15 protein-coding genes and 1 pseudogene are annotated in these 17,015 nt (G+C 44.7%); 11 read left to right on the forward strand and 5 right to left on the reverse strand.

What is annotated here, in order from left to right:
- Positions 1–184 precede the first annotated feature (184 nt).
- From miaB to AR337_RS01235, 3 genes are all read left to right on the forward strand, one after another.
- Entirely contained in the window at positions 185–1,741 is a 1,557-nt protein-coding gene (gene miaB, locus AR337_RS01220; RefSeq protein WP_059170186.1) for a tRNA (N6-isopentenyl adenosine(37)-C2)-methylthiotransferase MiaB, read from the forward strand.
- Positions 1,742–2,185 (forward strand): RicAFT regulatory complex protein RicA family protein, encoded by a 444-nt coding sequence (locus AR337_RS01225; RefSeq protein ID WP_059170187.1) that lies wholly within the window; start codon positions 1,742–1,744, stop codon positions 2,183–2,185.
- Positions 2,186–2,628: 443 nt separating this feature from the next.
- Positions 2,629–3,171 carry an outer spore coat protein CotE gene (locus tag AR337_RS01235; RefSeq protein ID WP_059170189.1) on the forward strand — a complete coding sequence of 181 codons (543 nt, stop codon included), beginning with the start codon at positions 2,629–2,631 and terminating at the stop codon, positions 3,169–3,171.
- 95 nt (positions 3,172–3,266) lie between these two features.
- Here the strand turns inward: AR337_RS01235 and AR337_RS01240 are convergent, their stop codons facing one another.
- Entirely contained in the window at positions 3,267–4,190 is a 924-nt protein-coding gene (locus AR337_RS01240) for a 4Fe-4S dicluster domain-containing protein (protein WP_253701477.1), read from the reverse strand.
- Between the two features lie 152 nt (positions 4,191–4,342).
- Here AR337_RS01240 and AR337_RS01245 point away from each other — a divergent pair, with 152 nt between their 5' ends.
- On the forward strand, positions 4,343–4,546 hold the full coding sequence (locus AR337_RS01245) for a hypothetical protein (protein ID WP_059170191.1): 204 nt from the start codon (positions 4,343–4,345) through the stop codon (positions 4,544–4,546).
- A gap of 57 nt (positions 4,547–4,603) precedes the next feature.
- On the opposite strand, the gene AR337_RS01250 is transcribed toward AR337_RS01245, so the two are convergent.
- On the reverse strand, positions 4,604–5,044 hold the full coding sequence (locus AR337_RS01250; RefSeq protein WP_059170192.1) for a cupin domain-containing protein: 441 nt from the start codon (positions 5,042–5,044) through the stop codon (positions 4,604–4,606).
- 261 nt (positions 5,045–5,305) lie between these two features.
- On the opposite strand from AR337_RS01250, the gene mutS reads away from it, so the two are divergent.
- Positions 5,306–7,924 carry a DNA mismatch repair protein MutS gene (gene mutS, locus AR337_RS01255; protein ID WP_059170193.1) on the forward strand — a complete coding sequence of 873 codons (2,619 nt, stop codon included), beginning with the start codon at positions 5,306–5,308 and terminating at the stop codon, positions 7,922–7,924.
- A 14-nt stretch (positions 7,925–7,938) separates the two neighbouring features.
- Positions 7,939–9,918, forward strand: a complete 1,980-nt coding sequence (gene mutL / locus AR337_RS01260; protein ID WP_059170194.1) for a DNA mismatch repair endonuclease MutL — start codon at positions 7,939–7,941, stop codon at positions 9,916–9,918.
- Positions 9,919–9,968: 50 nt separating this feature from the next.
- Here mutL and AR337_RS22965 read toward each other — a convergent pair whose 3' ends face one another.
- Entirely contained in the window at positions 9,969–10,106 is a 138-nt protein-coding gene (locus AR337_RS22965; RefSeq protein ID WP_156424270.1) for a hypothetical protein, read from the reverse strand.
- Between the two features lie 348 nt (positions 10,107–10,454).
- Here AR337_RS22965 and AR337_RS01265 point away from each other — a divergent pair, with 348 nt between their 5' ends.
- The 4 genes from AR337_RS01265 (at position 10,455) to AR337_RS01280 (ending at position 12,986) form a co-directional block, all read left to right on the forward strand.
- Positions 10,455–10,886, forward strand: coding sequence for an organic hydroperoxide resistance protein (locus AR337_RS01265; protein WP_059170195.1), 432 nt, complete (start codon positions 10,455–10,457; stop codon positions 10,884–10,886).
- Positions 10,887–11,016: 130 nt separating this feature from the next.
- On the forward strand, positions 11,017–11,319 hold the full coding sequence (locus AR337_RS01270) for an iron-sulfur cluster biosynthesis family protein (RefSeq protein ID WP_059170196.1): 303 nt from the start codon (positions 11,017–11,019) through the stop codon (positions 11,317–11,319).
- Positions 11,320–11,349: 30 nt separating this feature from the next.
- Complete coding sequence (locus tag AR337_RS01275; protein ID WP_059170197.1) at positions 11,350–11,985, forward strand: CoA pyrophosphatase; 636 nt, start codon at positions 11,350–11,352, stop codon at positions 11,983–11,985.
- 437 nt (positions 11,986–12,422) lie between these two features.
- On the forward strand, positions 12,423–12,986 hold the full coding sequence (locus AR337_RS01280; RefSeq protein ID WP_059170198.1) for a GNAT family N-acetyltransferase: 564 nt from the start codon (positions 12,423–12,425) through the stop codon (positions 12,984–12,986).
- Positions 12,987–13,171: 185 nt separating this feature from the next.
- Here the strand turns inward: AR337_RS01280 and AR337_RS01285 are convergent.
- Positions 13,172–14,312, reverse strand: a pseudogene (locus tag AR337_RS01285) (IS110 family transposase).
- A 917-nt stretch (positions 14,313–15,229) separates the two neighbouring features.
- On the opposite strand from AR337_RS01285, the gene AR337_RS01300 reads away from it, so the two are divergent.
- A complete protein-coding gene (locus AR337_RS01300; protein ID WP_253701432.1) occupies positions 15,230–15,739 on the forward strand; it encodes a hypothetical protein in 510 nt (169 codons plus the stop codon).
- 252 nt (positions 15,740–15,991) lie between these two features.
- Here the strand turns inward: AR337_RS01300 and mreBH are convergent, their stop codons facing one another.
- On the reverse strand, positions 15,992–16,999 hold the full coding sequence (gene mreBH / locus AR337_RS01305) for a rod-share determining protein MreBH (RefSeq protein ID WP_059170201.1): 1,008 nt from the start codon (positions 16,997–16,999) through the stop codon (positions 15,992–15,994).
- Between the last annotated feature and the right edge of the window lie 16 nt (positions 17,000–17,015).

Raw genomic sequence — 17,015 nt, forward strand, 5'->3', positions numbered from 1 at the left:
AAGCACCCCAATGACCACTTGGGGTGCTTTCTTTTTACCGCACGGTTTTCCAGGCGGTATATGGAACAGGGAAGGGGAAGTTCCTATTGTTTTCGCCCTCTCTACCCTTTATACTATTATAATGTGTACAATTATATATAGTATTTATTTCTAATAGAAAAACAGCAGGAAAGGAGCAATACCATTGAACGAAAACCAGCGTTTAGAGTCCAGCCAGGCTAAAGCTGATAATTCAACGGACAAAAAATCCGCGAAGGATTACAGCAAGTATTTTGAAACCGTGTTTGTGGCGCCTTCCCTGAAAGACGCGAAAATGCGAGGCAAGGAAGAAGTAAAGTACCATGATGATTTTTCGATTTCCGAGGAATTCAGGGGGATGGGAGATGGGCGCAAATTCTACATCCGTACGTATGGCTGCCAAATGAATGAGCACGATACCGAGGTAATGGCTGGTATTTTCATGGCGCTTGGCTATGAACCTACTGACAGGACCGATGATGCGGATGTCATTCTCCTGAACACATGTGCAATCCGTGAAAATGCGGAGAACAAGGTGTTTGGCGAACTCGGCCACTTGAAGGGCTTGAAAAAGGAGCGTCCTGACCTGCTCATTGGGGTCTGCGGCTGCATGTCCCAGGAAGAATCCGTCGTCAACAAAATTTTGAAGACGTATCATCATGTTGATATGATTTTCGGAACTCATAACATCCATAGGCTGCCAAACATCCTTAGCGATGCGTATATGTCGAAGGAAATGGTAGTGGAAGTATGGTCAAAAGAAGGCGACGTTATAGAAAACCTCCCTAAAGTTCGCCGCGGAAACATTAAGGCATGGGTCAATATTATGTACGGCTGTGATAAATTCTGTACGTATTGTATTGTTCCATTCACTCGTGGAAAAGAACGGAGCCGCAGGCCTGAAGATATAATCCAAGAAGTCCGCCAACTGGCTGCTGAAGGCTACCAGGAAGTTACTTTGCTTGGCCAGAACGTGAATTCGTATGGAAAAGATATAGAAGATATTCAATATGGGCTTGGTGACCTTCTGGATGATATGCGTAAAATCGGCATCCCTCGTGTCCGTTTTACAACGAGCCACCCTTGGGATTTTGACGACCGCCTCATTGAAGTGCTTGCCAAGGGCGGGAACCTAATGCCGCATATCCATCTTCCTGTCCAGTCAGGGTCAACGGAAGTACTGAAAATTATGGGTCGAAAATATACACGGGAAGAATACCTTGAGCTTATCCGCAAAATCAAGGCTGCAATCCCGAACGTCGCCTTGACGACTGACATCATTGTCGGCTATCCAAATGAAACGGATGAGCAATTTGAAGAAACGATGACCCTTTATGAGGAAGTGGGCTATGAACTGGCCTATACCTTCATTTACTCACCACGGGAAGGGACGCCTGCCGCTAAAATGCAGGACAATGTCCCGATGGCTGTGAAGAAAGAGCGTCTCCAGCGATTGAATGCCCTTGTAAACGAGCTTTCGGCAAAAGCTATGAAAACCTATGAAAATCAAATTGTCGAAGTTCTTGTTGAAGGGGAAAGCAAGAAACATCCGGATGTTCTTGCCGGTTATACCGATACGAGCAAGCTGGTCAATTTTAAAGCGCCTAAGACCGCAATTGGCAAAATCGTGAAGGTTAAAATCAAAGAAGCAAGAACATGGTCCTTGAACGGGGAAATGGTAGAATCAGCCGAAGAGGCTGCATCATTGGCAGAGGTGAATTAAATGGCGAAGTATTCGAAAGAGGATATCATTGCACGCGCGAAAGAGCTTGCCAGCATGATAGCTGAAACAGAGGAAGTTGACTTCTTTAAGAGAGCGGAAGCCCAAATTCATGGAAACCCGAAAGTGAGCACGCTAATTTCCGACATTAAGGGCCTCCAAAAGCAGGCAGTCAATCTCCAGCATTATGGTAAGCCTGAAGCTCTAAGAAAAGTTGAAGAAAAAATCGCTTCAATTGAACAGGAGCTTGATGACATTCCTGTTGTCCAGGATTTCAAGCAATCCCAGATTGAAGTCAATGAACTGCTTCAAATGATTGCAAACACAATTTCCAATACAGTAACTGATAATGTAATCGAATCAACAGGCGGCGATGTCCTTCGCGGTGAAACTGGCGCGGCGGTCAAAACTGGCGCCGGCTGCGATCATGACCACGACCACAATTAATTCCTTGCAGGCCCAATTTCGGGCCTGTTTTTTTTTGTGAAAAATCCTCTTGCTTTAGTGACAGCAATTGGCCTTGATGAGGATTAGTTGTCACGTAAAAGCGGGTGAATGACATTGTCCGGCCAAAAACGGAAAAGGAAGTCACTCAAACCCGGATAAGTGACATTGATCTGCTAAAAGCCGAAAAGGAAGTCACTCAAACCCGGATAATTGACATTGATCCGCCAAAACTCATAAAGGATGTCACAGACCCGTTGATCAATTGCCGGGAAATTTTTTCCGCCAATAACTCCTCCGTTTCCCACCGGGCAGGAACCTATAAATTCTCTGCGCATATAATGAAGCATGCCTATACATTTATCCGATGCATTGTAAATTTAGTGCACCCAAGTCTGTACAAACGCATAGGATGAAGTGAAACTGAATGAGGAGGGTTTGCTCGAATGGGAGATTTCAGAGAGATAATTACAAAAGCAGTCGTCGCAAAGGGGCACAAGTTTACACAGTCCCAGCACACGATCTGTCCGGCGCATAATCCATCCAGCATACTTGGCTGCTGGATTATCAACCATAAATACGAAGCGAAAAAGGCCGGCAAAACAGTAGAAATCCATGGCTCCTATGACATCAACGTTTGGTACTCGTTCAATGATAATACAAAAACAGAAGTTGTCACTGAACGAGTCCGTTATACGGATGTAATCAAGCTGAAATACAGGGATAAAGATTGCCAGGATGACGATGGCATCATCGCGAAAGTCCTTCAGCAGCCGAATTGCTGCGAGGCGGTCATTTCGCCGAATGGGAACAAAATCATCGTCCACGTGGAGAGGGAGTTTTCCGTCGAGGTAATAGGGGAGACAAAAGTCTGTGTGGCCATCAATCCACACGGCTGCGGAAGCGATGATGAATGGGAAGAATGCCTGGATGAAGGGGAGTTTGAAGAAATCAACCCCGACTTCCTTGTCGGCTCGGAGGAAGAATAAACATAAACTAGGAGGATTTTCTTCCTAGTTTTCTTCTTTTAGGGGGATTCGTTTCTAAAGACCGATTGTGTCGTGAAAAGTGGATGCATCGGTCTTTAGGAGTTAAAAGGGCTTAGGTACCCCAGCGATTTCCTGCTTTCACAGGATGGACAGGCTGAGACCGCTGTATCACTTTGTTCCCATGTAAAATATGCAGTGCCGCAATCACCGCAGAGATTCTGGCTCAGCGTAACTTCTTCCCGCAATACCAGGTGTGCCTTTAAGTTTATCTGGACCGCCTCCACATCGCATAAATCCACGCAAAGCCCGCATCCATTGCAATTGCCGTGGTTGATTTCTAGAACACCATCATGAATCGTATACACCTGCTGTTTGCACATCTTGAAGCAACCTTCACACAGGGTGCACTTGTTTCTCTCCAAGTCAGCCTCGTACAAGGCGAATTCGGGGAACATGCCTGCCATGTCAAATTCATGATGATTGAACCGCCACTTTGCGGGTGATAGGGTTTTTGCAGCAAGCTTCCTGCTTTCAAGCAATGCTTTATTAAAAAAATCACGCCTTGAATATTCCGTCCCATATTCTTTTTCCGGTAGGGCCGCAACAACGGTAAAAGGAGTTAACCCTAAATCTCCAAGGATACAATTGGCCATATTCAAGGAATCAGGCATATCTTCACAATTTAATCCAAAGAAGAGCCTCTTGGCCCCTTTTTTATAAAAATAAAGAAGTTCCTCAACTCCGGGGAAAATTCCTTCATCAACTAGCAGCAGGTCCTTTATGACCTTCCTTTCCGGTGATCTGCCGTGGATTGCTTGGACGGGGCATACCGGAATACATTCAGCGCATTTAGTACAAAGGGCGTGATCGATTTTTACCCCGGCTTCTGCAATGGTAATGGCGTTTTCCGGGCAGGCTGAAACACACCTGCTGCAGCTGCTTTTCGGGCTTTGGGCATGTAAGCAACTAGTTGTTGTTTCGATTTCGCTCGCAAGGCTTTCAAGCCAATTGGTTAGCATTGACACCGGGATCAGCTCCTTTCTTTTATTGTAATCTGTATTCGCAAATGTTTCCTCTCTTTGCTCAATAATTCACAAATTGTTTGGAAGTGGCCGTAGGACTACGCATAACCGGGTGGTTAATTGGAAAAATAGGTGAAGGAGGTGCTCCAATGACCGAACCAAATAAACCCGGGAACGATAATATGCCAGATTTCAAGGAGCTTGAAGACAGAGTGATTGCTGAAAGGGCGAAAGGGCCGTTCCTCGTCATCAAAACAAATTTGGATCCGGATAACCCAACCGAGGATAACCCTTACTACGAGAACAAAGAATTGACGGATAAAGACAAGTTCGAGGAATATTTTTCAGAATGATTGCTAAGAACAAAAAGCAGCCGCCGGCTTGGCGAGCTGCTTTTTCTATTTCCTTTTCTAAAAGTTGAAGGATAATTGATAATATTGTGCTTCCTGGTTATTGTAAAACGGGATTTCTGAATAAAAACGATCCTCTTCGCTGTCTTCTTCAGATGTGTATCCAGCCGCCATGAAATCCGAGCTTACCGCTACAGGCCTCTTTTCGGTTCCGGTTGGAAAAACAATAAGGTCTCCGGGCTTCACTTCCAGATGGACTTTCCGTTCCCTTCCTATCTCCAAGGCTGCGCTCCCCTGGATGACGCCGAGTACTTCATGGCTGGAGCGGTGGGTGCGACAGTATCCGGATACACCGTTCTTCCATTTGTCGATCAATTCTTTTTCACTGCCTTGCGTTGCATCCTTCAGCGCACCCGGATAATAGAGGACCGGTCTCGATGGCTGCCCGGGTATAAAACGATTTTCCAGCAAATAGATAACTTTTACATCAGAATACTTCATACCTACCCTCCCATATTCAGGCATGCTAGTCGTGTATCGCAGATGTTGTAGTGTTTTATCCACTTGTTTCCCCGTTTTTCTGAATTATAAACAATTTTCCATTTTTTCAAGGGATTTGTCACGGAAAGCCGCGATTCACCCTTTTGCGTCTATAAATTAGCGTTGCCATCGGAAAGCAGATAGGAGAAAATATGCTATAATAGAATGTCGAAGGAACCCGAATTGGGAGCCGAAACTAGAATGCGAATCTTGGAGGATACGATGGCAACTTACACGCCGATGATACAGCAATATTTGAAAATCAAGGCAGAGTACCAGGATGCCTTTTTATTTTTCCGCCTAGGCGATTTTTATGAGATGTTTTTTGAGGATGCGCTGAATGCCTCCCAGGAGCTTGAAATCACATTGACAAGCAGGGAAGGCGGTACAGAGGACCGGATCCCGATGTGCGGAGTCCCTTACCACTCGGCACAGGGATATATTGAACGATTGATAGAAAAAGGCTATAAAGTCGCTATATGCGAACAGACTGAGGATCCCAAGCAAGCGAAGGGGGTCGTCCGCAGGGAGGTTATCCAGCTTATTACTCCCGGTACGGTCATGGAAGGCCGGAGCCTACATGAAAAAGAAAATAATTACCTTGCAACGATAACCCAATTTTCAGACGGTACATACGGGTTTGCTTATACGGATTTGTCGACTGGCGAAAATAAGGTGACTCTCCTGCCAGCGAAAGAGGATGAGGTCTTAAATGAGATTTCCGTCCTCGGGGCAAAAGAGGTTGTCATTTCGGAACAGCTGGATGAAAAGCTGCAAAAGAAAATGCGCGAACGGAATGTCCTGGCGATTTCGTATGAAGAACAGACAGAAGTGGCGGAGTCTTTTGCAGGATTGACAAAGGATTTGAACCAGGAGAAATTCAAGATTGCGGCGGCAAGGCTGTTCAATTACTTGCACCGTACGCAAAAACGGAGCCTTGATCACCTGCAGCCGGTGACAACCTATCAGGTTCACCAGTTCATGAAGATTGATTATTTTTCAAAACACAATCTTGAGCTGACTGAAACGATCCGTACAAAGGGGAAGAAGGGTTCGCTGCTCTGGCTCCTCGATGAAACGAAAACCGCGATGGGGGGAAGGCTGCTGAAGCAATGGGTGGACAGGCCAAGGATTGACAGGCAGGAAATTGAGAGGCGGCTTTCACTGACTGGCAATTTTATAGAAGCCTATTTTGAGAGGAAGGAATTGCAGGAGCGGCTGAAAGAGGTTTACGACCTTGAAAGGCTTGCTGGACGGGTCGCATTCGGCAACGTGAATGCACGCGACCTGAAGCAGCTGCTTCGGTCCCTTCAGCAAATCCCATATCTGCATGACATCCTCAGCCGGATTTCCGGGCAGGAGACAGAGGCATTGGCAGGAAGCCTGGACCATTGCGAGGATATCGTTGACATTCTTGAACAGGCGATTGTGGATAATCCGCCGCTGTCGATTAAGGATGGGAATATTATCAAGGATGGTTTCAATGAGCAGCTTGACCAATACCGGGATGCGAGCCGGAACGGGAAGACTTGGATTGCGCAGCTTGAACGGGATGAGCGCGAAAAGACAGGGATAAAATCGCTGAAAATTGGCTATAACCGGGTGTTCGGCTATTACATTGAAGTAACCCGGTCAAATCTCCAGCACCTTGAGGAAGGCCTATATGAACGCAAGCAGACACTCGCCAATGCGGAGCGGTTCATCACTCCGGCGCTGAAGGAAAAGGAAGCGCTGATCCTTGAAGCGGAGGAGAAATGCGGCGAGCTTGAGTATGAGCTTTTCTGTGAAATCCGTGATCAGGTGAAGGAGCATATTCCACGGCTTCAGGCTTTGGCGAAAACAGTCAGCGAAATCGATGTGCTGCTAAGCTTTGCTGAAGTAAGCGAGGAGCGGAAATATGTAAAGCCGGAGTTTTCGGACAGTAGGGAAATTGCAATTGAAGAGGGAAGGCATCCGGTCGTTGAAAAAGTGCTCGATTCACAGGAATATGTCCCGAACGACTGCAAAATGTCAGGGGAACGGGAAATTCTCCTCATTACGGGTCCGAATATGTCTGGTAAAAGCACGTACATGCGCCAGGTGGCCTTAACGGCGATTCTCGCGCAGATTGGCTGTTATGTCCCGGCGTCAAAAGCAGTTCTACCTATTTTTGACCAGGTCTTTACAAGGATTGGGGCTGCTGACGATCTTGTTTCCGGACAGAGCACATTCATGGTCGAGATGCTTGAAGCGAAAAATGCAATCGCGAACGCGACCCAGGACAGCTTGATCCTGTTCGATGAAATCGGGCGCGGAACGTCCACCTATGACGGTATGGCGCTAGCCCAGGCAATTATCGAGCATGTCCATAACCGAATAGGGGCAAAAACGTTATTTTCTACCCACTATCATGAGCTAACGATTCTCGAGGACGAGCTTGAAAAACTCAATAACGTCCATGTTAGCGCGATCGAGCATAATGGCAGGGTTGTGTTCCTCCATAAGATTAAGGAAGGGCCAGCCGATAAGAGCTACGGGATCCATGTTGCCGAGCTTGCCGGCCTCCCGAAGGAATTGATTAAGCGGGCGGATGAAATCCTTTCCTCATTAGAGGAGGCGAGGGTGGAAAAACCTGTTCCGGTAACGCCGGATGGGAATGAAGCCGTTAAAGAAGCTCCGCCTCCTTCGCCACAGGCCTCACAGCTATCGTTTTTTGATGAACCAGTCCAGGTGAAGAAACAGGAGCTTGGCGCGAAGGAAAAGAAGGTCGTGGAGAAGATTCGCGACATGGATATTTTAAATCTGACGCCGCTGCAGGCGATGAATGTCCTGTATGAGCTTCAGAAAAAGATTAAAAACTAGCCGGGGGTGAAGCCATGGGCAAAATTATTCAGCTTGATGACGCTTTATCAAATAAGATTGCCGCGGGCGAGGTTGTTGAGCGCCCTGCTTCCGTTGTTAAGGAACTGGTAGAGAATGCCCTTGATGCCGGCAGCACCAATATTGAAATCAAGGTCGAAGAAGCCGGGCTTGCGAAAATCCGCATTACCGATAATGGGGAAGGCATTGAGGAGGAAGACGTCTCAAAGGCCTTTAACCGCCATGCCACGAGTAAAATCAAGGATGAAACGGATCTGTTCCGCATTCGGACGCTAGGTTTCCGCGGGGAAGCGCTCCCGAGTATCGCGTCGGTATCGCGGCTAGAAATGAAAACATCGACCGGTGATTCCGCAGGAACGAGGATTGTGATTGAAGGAGGGCGGGAAACCGCGTTCGAAAAAGCTTCAAGCAGGCGCGGGACCGATATCATTGTCACGGACTTGTTTTTCAACACGCCAGCACGCCTGAAGTACGTAAAGACCATCCACACCGAGCTCGGCAATATCACCGATTTGGTCAACAGGCTCGCGTTATCCCATCCAGAAGTGTCATTCCGGCTTGTCCACAATGGGAAAAAACTGCTTCACACAAATGGGAATGGCGATGTGCGCCAGGTGCTTGCTGCCATATACGGCATGGGGATTGCAAAGATGCTCGTGCCAATTGAAGGCCGGTCGCTTGATTACCGGATAACGGGATTTGCTTCTCTTCCGGAGGTAACAAGGGCATCCCGGAATTATATTTCGACGATGATCAATGGCCGTTTCATCCGAAATTACGGGCTGGCAAAAGCGGTAAAGGAGGGCTATCATACACTGCTGCCGATTGGCCGCTACCCGATTGTGCTCCTGAACATAGAAATGGATCCAATCCTTGTCGATGTCAACGTCCATCCTTCTAAAATGGAGGTTAGGATCAGCAAGGAGGCGGAACTGTTCGAGCTTGTCCATAGCACCATCTCGGCTGCTTTTAAGGCCAAACAGCTCATCCCGTCCGGCTTTAAGCCAGACCGGAGCGAAAAGCCAAAATCGGAGCAAATCTTCCTTGAACTCGACAATGTCGAAAAGGAAAAAACCGTTGAAACGAGGGAATCGACAACAGGAGCGTTTGACAGCTCTTTGAACAAGGCACCATCCTCAGATCCTGAAGCAGCACCTCAGGCATCAGATTTTGATGGGCAAGGGATAAATTTCAACTCGGGAAATGCTGCATCGCCATCCGGACAGAAATCAGCATTGTATCCACCTCGACGTACGGTAAATTCAGATACTTCTTGGACGGATTTGCCAAACCAGGTAAAGGAAATGATTTTGCCCAGAGCCGAGGAAGGAAGCCGGCAGCCCTTGCCAACTGAGGCTCAAACGGAGGATTTTTATTCCGAGGTCCCTGTCGAAAGGGTCCCGCGCATGTACCCAATCGGCCAAATGCACGGAACATATATCCTTGCGCAGAACGAGAATGGGCTTTATATAATCGACCAGCATGCGGCCCAGGAACGGATCAAGTATGAGTTTTTCCGGGAAAAAGTCGGCCAGGTGGAAAGTGAGCTTCAGGATATGCTCGTCCCGTTAACATTTGAATATTCGACGGATGAGTGTGTGAAGATCAATGAATATAAAGGCGAGCTTGAAAAAGTTGGCGTATTCTTGGAGGATTTCGGCCCGAATAGCTTCATTGCCCGATCCCATCCGCAATGGCTTCCGCCCGGTGAAGAAAAGGACGTCATTGAAGAGATGATTGAACAGCTCCTTTCAATGAAAAAAGTCGATATCAAAAAACTTCGCGAGGAAGCGGCAATCATGATGAGCTGCAAAGGCTCAATTAAAGCCAACCGCCACTTGCGGAACGATGAAATTCAGGCTCTTCTGGACGAGCTGAGACGGGCATCCGATCCGTTTACCTGTCCACACGGGCGGCCAATCATCGTCCATTTCTCTTCATACGAAATGGAGAAAATGTTCAAACGCGTTATGTAATCGAAAAAACATCCCCTGGCATTGTCTGCCGGGGGATGGTTTTGTTTGTCTTATTTTATTTTTGTCAACTGGATGGTGACGACATATTCCTTGCCAGGTTCCAGATTGGTATTGTCAACGATTTCCCCGCTGTTCGACAAAGTGATAATCGTCTTATCTGTATTGATTGTGATGGAACTTTGCTGCAACTGGTTTCTCCCCTTGTGCGTCATCTATGGTTTGCTGAAAGTTTCCGCTTTTTGCAACAGAACCTGTTTCATTTATTGTACAGTGTCCAATAACCGATTGGATAGATGAAATCGACAAATTTTTAACAATGACTTTCTATTAATATTTTCTTTTGTTTATCTATTCGATAGAAAACTTCGGACAGGTTTAAGCGTTTTTATAGAAAAGCAGTCAGAAGTTAGGGACACTTCTGACTGGTTTAAGTATTGCATAGAGTGCTCCCGCCCACCGGCATTCGATTAGGCGGGTTTAATGCAGTCCTTTCAGTGGAAAAGAATAAGGACTATAGTTTTAAGGGGGATGGAACGATGAGTGAAAAAATTCTTACGTCATCTGTTACTGCAACCGGAGGAAGGGAAGGCCATGTCCGTTCAGAGGATGGGAAAATTGACATGGACTTAGCAATGCCCGGTACGGACAGGGCAAAGGCGTTTCCAAGTGCGGTAAATCCGGAAGAGTTTTTTGCCGCAGGGTATTCCGCTTGCTTTGATGGGTCGCTGCAGCTGATGGCCAAGAAGGAGCGCATAAAGTTTGACTCTGAAGTTACCGCAGATGTAAGCTTATTGAAAGATGAAGAAACTGATGGCTTTAAGCTGGCTGTTACACTTCGGGTTAAAGGGACCGGGATTGAACAGGAAAAACTTGAAAGCCTCGTCAAAAAAGCGCACGATTTCTGTCCATATTCCAAGGCAACACGCGGGAATATTGAAGTAAAGCTTGAATCGTCCGCTGAACAATAAAGCTCATTTCCGATTTTAGGGCAGGGAAGACAAGTAACATGGGGTGCTGCCAGAGCGGCACCCTTGATTTTTCTCTTTTCAACTGATACATTACTGCAAACCAACTATTTTTTAAAAAAGGATGAAAACAATGGAGATTAACATAAAGCCGGCAGCTTTGGCTGAATTAAAAAAATCCCATTTCAATGAAAATGAAGGAATCCGGATTGAGGCGGTATTCGTTGGAAGCTGCTCCCTCTATGCGGAACATTACTTGAAAATCGACCATAAAAGGGAAGATGATGACCTTTTTGAGATAGAGGGGATTCCGGTCCTCGTTTCTAAGGAGAGCCAAAAACATCTGTATGAGAGGATTTCCCTCGACTTTAACCCGGGCCTTGGGTATAAACTTTCGTCTGATGAAGAAGTGTACAGGTACAATTTGAAGCTGTAAAGGGCATAGTGTTGGTGGAGATGATGAGCGATGACACCCGATTTAATTGTTGAGAAACTGAAAAGGCATACGCCGAAAATATTGGGCAGTGAAAACTACTCGAAATATGCTGTCCTTCTGCCCCTCGTTGAAACAAGTGACGGGGTTGCTGTTTTGTTTGAGGTAAGGTCGATGGAGCTCCGCCGGCAGCCGGGGGAGATTTGCTTTCCAGGCGGTAGGGTCGACCCGGAGGATACGGATGAAAAAGAGGCAGCCATTAGGGAAACGCTGGAGGAGCTCGGGATAAAGAGAGGCAATATTGAAGGTGTTCTCCCTCTCGATTACCTGATTTCTCCGTTTGGCATGATCATTTATCCATTTGCCGGTTTTGTGAAGGATACCGCGGGAATTAAGCCCAATAAAGCTGAAGTCGGCGAAGTTTTTACTGTTCCCCTCGATTTTTTCATGAACACAATGCCAGAAATCTATCATATCAATTTCAAGCCGGAGCCGGAAGAGAATTTCCCGTTTGAATGGGTAGCCGGCGGAAGAAATTACAACTGGCGGGCAAGGCATATGGAAGAATATTTTTATCATTATGAGGGCCGTATCATTTGGGGACTTACCGCACGCATCCTCGCCCATTTTATTTCCATCATGAAGGAAAATGGCTTGGTGAAGCCTTAGTCTTATTCATAAAAAAAGCACGCCCGGCAAAGGCTAACGGGTTCGGTTTTCGAGTACAAAAACTTAATTAGCACAACAATTAGCAGTCCAATTCGCAACTGAATTGGACTGCATCTTTTTATTGATATATAAGCGATTTCTGTACGTTTTATGGCGTTTTAGCACTCGAATTCGCACCCTTTTAACAGAGTGACCGAAGTTATTGTCAGCTTGGGAATTCGTATGCTAATTACTATGTGAATTGGTTTGTTAAAAATAGAAATTAGGTTTTTGGTTATTTATGTTAAAATTTAAGCAGAGCTTATTTAACATAAGGGAGTTTAGTTCAAGAAGGATTAACGCTTTATTTGTTGAAGTTATTAATCTCACGGGCAGTTAGTTAAAGAACAGACTAATGCGGGTAAATTTTTATATTAAATTAATGGAGTGTGTGTGAAATGGTGGATTTAGGTAATAAACCATTAATAGAAGGTGAGAAAGTTGTTCTCAGACCTTTTATGGATGAGGACTTTCCTTTTATAGAGGAATGCTTAAAGGATCCCGAAGTATTAAAACTGACAGGAAGCAGTTCGGATTTTGATAGGGAATCAATTCTCAAATGGTATACTACAAGAAATGAACAAACTGATCGCTTAGATCTTGCTATTGTTGACCAATCGAAGGGCAACTTAGTGGGAGAGGTAGTGGTCAATTTATATGATGAAAAAAGTCATAGTATGAATTTTAGGATACTTATTGGTCCGAGGGGAAGGAATCAAGGATTAGGAACGGAAGCAACCAAACTCGTAATTGATTATGTATTTAAAAACACTACAATTAACCAACTTACTTTAAGTGTTTTTGACTTCAACCCAAGAGCCAAATATGTTTATGAAAAGGTTGGTTTTGAAATATATGGAATTGATGAAAACGACCTAGAATTTGAAGGAAAATGGATTGACTCAATCAATATGAAATTAACTAGAGAAAATTGGATAAGCAGAGAAAAAAATACTTATTGAGCTACTGGGTGCGTTGATCCACGAAGGATTAAACGCCTTTTTCTGTGAAAATAAATTGAGGCCTACGTAGAAGTATATATAGGATCATTTAGTGAAAGAATAGAAGTAGCTTAAAAATGGCAATAAGAAAACAAGGCAACCTTGTCGGAGGTTTCCATGTATATCTCTTATTACTTTGGGCTATACTAGCTAATTTGCTTTTCTTTAAAAGGCTCCTTGTTTATTAACATGGAGTAAATGATCCGAAGCATTCGGTGCGACATCGCAACGAGTGCTTTTTTCTTTCCACGTCTTGCGGCAATGGACCAATATCTTGTCGCGAGCCAACGGTTTTTGCATTTTGAGACAGCCCAGGCAGCTTTACACATCGCGGTTTTTATATGGGGGTTGCCTTTTGTTGTCTTAGTGCTTTTTCTTTTACCAGCACTTTCGTGATTGCCTGGTGATACGCCAGCCCACGATGCCAAGTGTTGCGAGGTCGGAAACTGTCCCATATCGACTCCTATTTCAGCGATGATTACAGCTGCAGTATCTTTCTTAATGCCTGGAATCGTCAGGAGGAGTTCTAATTCGATTTGATAGTTCTTTAATAAAATGTCCACTCTTTCCTCGATTTCGGATAGGAGCGATTCAAGATAAATGATATGCTGCCAGGATTTGTCTGATTAAGAATATCTGGTGCTCATTAAGGGTTCCAAAAAGTGAATCCGTAATTGCCTGCTTCTTCCCGGCCATTTTTCCGTGAATGTTCGCTTCAACATCCGATGGATCGACATAGCCTTGGTCAATAAGTTTTGTGAGAAGTTTCCTCCCTGAAACTCCAAAGACATCGGAGATGATCGACCCGAGTTTTACATTCGAACACTCAAGTACTTTTTGAATCCGATTCTTTTCGGCAGTAAGATGGCTTACCCACTTCTTTCGAAGTCTTGTGAGATCACGCAGTTCCCTAATATCGACTGGTGGGACAAAGCTTTTTTCGATTAGGCCATGTCGTAAAAGCTTGGCAATCCATTCTGCGTCTGAAACATCGGTTTTCCTGCCAGGTACATTCTTAATACGTTGGGCATTGGCGAGGGAGATATCAAAGTAGTCTTCAAGGATATTGAAGACCGGCTTCCAATATACACCTGTACTTTCCATTGCGATGTGAGTGACCTCGTATTCCTCAAGCCACTTTAGTAATCGAAACAAATCTTTTGTGAGGGTAGGGAAAGTTTCTGTTGTTTGGGTTAATTCCTCACCCTGTTTGCCAGTCAAAATACAGGCTACAATGGTTTCCGCATGTACATCGAGACCTGCACAGCGTTCAATGAATACATCCATTGTCATACTCTCCTTAATGTTAATCACAAACAGTGAGTGGATCTGAAACTAAGCATTTTTCTGTACGTAGTCATCCTTAATAATAAAAGGAGCTAACAAAGGGTTGATCACCAAATCCACTCAAACAGTTTTTGTTACAGGGTCAAAGCCACCATAAAGAGCCACGTTCCTACTATACTGTTTGTGTCATCAACATTATGGACAAGGGAGATATATTTTCATGCCTGGGTTGGGAGTCGAAGGAATCATGAATGTTTTTGTTGAATTCCTTATTAAACAAAAGGGGCAGTTTAGTACAATAACAATTAACTAATAAGGTGGAGAATGTATGATTGTTGCATTTCTAAATATAGGTTGGTTTTTAATGCCTATATTGTGTATTATATTTTGTTTAAATTTAGTTTCTATATTGAAAAAGGTAAAGAACGAAGAAAAAACTGCTGTCAATACATTTTGGCTAATAATATCTTTTACACTTATTATGTGGAGTATAGCAATAATAGCTTCGGCAAGCGTTTATTAAGCTAAAGGGGGAGTTTAGTTGAAGGAGGATTATTATTCTTGGGGGATGGTGATATTATGAAAAATTATATATTGAAAGTATTCTTTATATTTTGGGGGTTTATTTTATTTATCGAGCTATTCTGGTTTAGTTCGTTGACTCATAGACCTCATTCAACTTCAGAAGTTATATACGCTGTCACTGTGATTGCTGTAACCAGTGTATTTGGTTCGGTTGGAACGTACTTATTTAAAAGTTCGAGGAAATAAGATCTTATTCAACTAAGGGTTCGATGTTCTAGGAAGGACTTCTGCCCTTTTTCCCTATTGAACAAATGTGGCAGGTTTGTGGAAAAGGATAGCTGGAATTTACTTGGGGCAAAATACACCTAAATTTAATTTAGGGTGATGGTTTTGTGAATTTATTGCGATGCTTTATACTTTTATTTTCATTGATGCTGTTTAGTGGCAATCCCGCAATAGCAGCCCCAAAACAACTCAATCTTTTAGAAAGCCAGTTACTTTCTTTTATGACTGGTTTGCACGTAGGCGAACCGAAACAAGCCGTTGAATTGTGGATATTAGGCGTAAATAACCGAAGCGGTGCTGTTCAATATGCGATGTTGTCCCCTTCGCTTCAAAAGCAATCAAGGAGAAAATTTGAGGAGACTCGCTGGGTGACAGGTCAGTCAAGCCCTTCGGTCAGTAACTTTCGTTTTACCAAAGTAGAAAAGCTTAGCGAATCCAAAATGCGGTATTCCGTTAAATACGATTTATGGGCATCATATGGAGATTTTGGTGGTGGGCAGAAGATTATAATCGTGGAAAAGAATATAGAACCATTTAGAGAGTATTGGTTTATTTCATCAATAAAAACAAAATATAATCAATGGGAAGCATTTACCCCAGCCGAGACAGTTTTATAATAGAGCATTGCAGTTAACAATCAAATAAATGTCAAAGTTTGTGAATAAATGCACTTAAACTATCGGATGCTTTAGTTGAACAATGCACTACTATAAAAAAAGCTCGAAGCATAATGTGCTTCGAGCTTTTTTTGTGCTAATTTTACTGCTAAAGTGTTTGCTAATTCAACTGCGAATTACACTTCGAAAAGCACTGCTAATTCGAATTTTGCACTTCAAAACCGAACCAGCCAGTCAAAGGGGTGCTTTTGCTTATTTTGCAACAGTATGCAGCTTCCCCATAAACTGAAGCGCTTTTCCGGTGCCAATTGCAACAGATTCCAAAGGATTCGGAGCGACATGGACAGGAACAAAGATTTCTTGTGAAAGCCATTCTTCCATTCCCTTCATCAGGGCGCCGCCTCCGGTTAAAATAACCCCACGGTCAACGATATCGCCGCTTAGTTCCGCTGGGCAATCCTCGAGAGTGGCGCGGATGGCTTCAAGGATATGTAGGAGAGATTCCCTTATCGCATCCCTGATCTCATAGGAAGAAAGAGTAACTGTTTTCGGCAGGCCAGTTACAAGGTCGCGGCCGCGGATATCCATATGCAGCTCTGGATGGTCGACAAGCGCATAACCGATTTCCATCTTGATAGATTCAGCGGTCCGTTCACCAATCAATACATTGTATTCATTGCGGACATGCTTAATGATGTCATCATCGAGGCGGTCGCCAGCAATCCGGATGGAGTGGCATGCAACAACGCCGCCGAATGAGATGATTGCGACCTCTGTCGTCCCACCGCCGATATCAACGACGACATTGGCTACTGGTTCATCAACCGGCATGCCTGCACCAATTGCAGCGGCAACTGGCTCTTCAATCAGTTGTATTTTCTTCGCTCCCGCGTTGCGTACAGCATCATGGATGGCGCGGCGTTCGACACTCGTAGATCCGGATGGCGTACATACGACTACATTCGGCTTCCGCATCGAAAGGCCGATTTTTTTCGAAGCTTTCTTCATTATATGCGTGAGCAATTCCGTCGTCATATCATAATCGGCAATAACGCCGTCCTTCAGCGGCCGAATGGCGACAATTCTTCCAGGCGTCTTGCCAATCATTTCTTTGGCGTCCTTCCCGACAGCAAGGACACTTTTTGTTTCCGTATCAATGGCCACAACTGAAGGCTCGTTGACAGCGATTCCTTTGTTTTTGCTATAAACAAGTATATTTGCAGTACCTAGATCAATACCGATTTCAGCATTTGATAACATGATTTCATAATCCCCC

The organism is Bacillus sp. FJAT-27445 (assembly GCF_001510665.1).
In the GTDB taxonomy this organism is placed as follows: Bacteria; Bacillota; Bacilli; order Bacillales; family Cytobacillaceae; genus Bacillus_D.